The 2,472-nt window shown below is 36.9% G+C and carries 1 protein-coding gene; it reads right to left on the bottom strand.

Going from position 1 to position 2,472, the window contains the following annotated elements; all coding sequences use genetic code 11:
• Positions 1-732: 732 nt before the first annotated feature.
• Positions 733-2,472 (bottom strand): InlB B-repeat-containing protein (locus tag CSX02_RS04720; protein WP_143248132.1); only part of this gene is annotated, 1,740 nt, incomplete at its 5' end.

The raw sequence follows: 2,472 nt of genomic DNA, 5'->3' as shown, positions 1-2,472 counted from the left end.
TTTCATTAATACCGCTTAACTGAGATAACTGCTTTTGATTAATATTCCTCTCATTCATTATGTTAAGTACCTTTTCATTCCATGCCATGGCTTCTACCTCCTTTTCATAATTCAAATTATAAATTGCATTTTTGCAATTGTCAATTCTTTTTCGGGAATCTCATCAAGATATAGTGAGTTACATTCGATTATATGAGAATATATTGTGGAGAGAGCAAATAACAACCCCACCAGACCGTGTCAAACTCCAGCATATCTTTACTGCTTTTGACACGACCCGATGGGGTTGTTTATTGGTAGTCAAGCACACTTAAGATTAAGTGCGCTTCGCCATATGTAATTGTATGTCACGTCTCCAAAATCACTGTTATTTTGCTGCATTGTCACATTTGCACAAAAACTGCCCGGGTTAAAAGTGGGTTACAAATCCACCTGAAAATCCCCACAAACCTTGCTATTACTGACTTTAAGAGAATCGTGGAATCAGTTGCCATGACAGATGAATAAGATTTTTAGCATACCGGTTCTCCAATCGATTCCTGTTTTGTAACCCATTCGCCCATCGTTCCGGATAAGCTGAAAAATATGATATTTATCTATCTTTCATTGTACTCGCCAGATGTCCTATAAAAATGCCACCTTTTTTCTTTGTGGTACCATTCACAGTCTGCCATATTATAAACAGGTTAGCAAGACAAAGTACGGCCGCTTGGAATAATGGGTCTTTTGTAGTTATTTGGATACCCGGACTGCTTTCGAATAAGTCTTCCAGCCTGAATAATATTTTTTACCTCCAACTGTTTTATAGGTTCGAATTCGAATATAGTATTTCGTATTCTTTTTCAGCTTTGTTATCTTTTTAGAGGTACTGTTTTTGCCGGAAATCGTATACACTTTGCTGTTCTTCTTAAAGCTTTTGTCTGTTGCAATCTGAATTTGATATCCGGTTAGCTGAGTTGCTGTTTTCTTCCATGTAATTGACAGCCCTTTTTCTATCGCCTTAACTTTTGAAAGCGCAGGCGTTTTCGGAAGAATCGTAAAGGTTCTTTTAATAGTTCCTTCGTATCGTCCTTTGAATTTGACTGTCACCTCTGCAAGCCCGACATTTTTGTTATCTTTATACGATACTGTATAGTAGCTCTTTGAAATAGTTTTTCCCGTCCGATCTTTAACCGTTACAGTTGGTTTCTTCTCTTTCGCATCATATGTGAATGATGTTCCGGATAAATTCACTGACTTGATAGAAGGAATCACGGTTTTTTCCAAAGTCTTACCACATTCTGAACATTTTACAGTGATTGATCCATCTTTTTTCGTCGTTGCTTTGGTAATCACTGTTGTTTTTTTGTGCGTATGACTTGTCGGAGACCACTTTGCATAAAGGGTTAATTTTTTCATATCACACACGGTCAGATAGGTTCGAGGCTCTCCGGAAAAATCTGCATTCTCGTACCAGCCTTCGAACTTGTATCCGGCGCGGGTTGGAGCGTATAATGGAATTTTTTTTACGCCAAGCTCCTGTGGATAGGTAATTGCGTCGTATCCATCCACATATTTCGGATTGGATGGATGATTTGTCCCTCCGTTTAGGTTGTAATGAATGTTATAGCAGATCCAATAGGATTCAGAGATACTATTTCCGCATGAATCTTTGGAAGAACATAGCCATGCAGATACCTCCATAGCTTTAGTATTATTATAAATCGGCGTATACGCCCTTTCATTTGACACATTTCCCGGATAAACATACGCATACCAAATAGCATCATCACTTGGATCATCTTTATCTGCTCCGACTCCTGAATGATATAATTGAACTTGAGCCCAACTATATGACAATTCACCAATGTCTACTTTAGAGGTTGCTGATAGTGTAATATTAGTATCCCATTCAACACCTCTCCAGATATGCGCAAATTTAAGACTGCCATTTGAATCGTTAAAAACAAATTCATCTTCAGAATTGGTTTTATCCTCTTTGTCTAATGCAAAACCGGTGTTGACATATATTTGGTATTCTTTCTCAATGTAATCATGCGAATATTTCCCATAAATCCTATAGCTAATTCGTACATTTTTCTTAATATCCTTTAATTTTAAAGGTTTATTTGGATCATCCGGTAGAGTTTTGTAATCACTGAGCCAACTACAAGTAACAAGATTGCTATGATAAATCTCATATTCAGGAACCGGTAGTTCAACATCTGCGCCATACTCTACATGTAATTCTTCACTTTTTGGTCGATTATTATTTGCATTCGTTTCGCCTTTGTATTCATATAAGCGCAGATTATCACAACCGCTGAAAATGAATGTATCATTGGTTACATTTGACATGTCAAAGGAAGAATCATTTAAGTCAACTAATTTTGAGCAATTGTAAAACATATAGGACATGTCTGTAACATTTGAGGTGTCAAAACTACTCAAATCAAGTTTTGTGAGGTTACTACAATCCCAAAACATACCTTG

This window comes from Agathobacter ruminis, assembly GCF_002735305.1.
GTDB lineage: Bacteria > Bacillota > Clostridia > Lachnospirales > Lachnospiraceae > Roseburia > Roseburia ruminis.
This window is presented reverse-complemented; position numbering and strand designations above follow the sequence as displayed.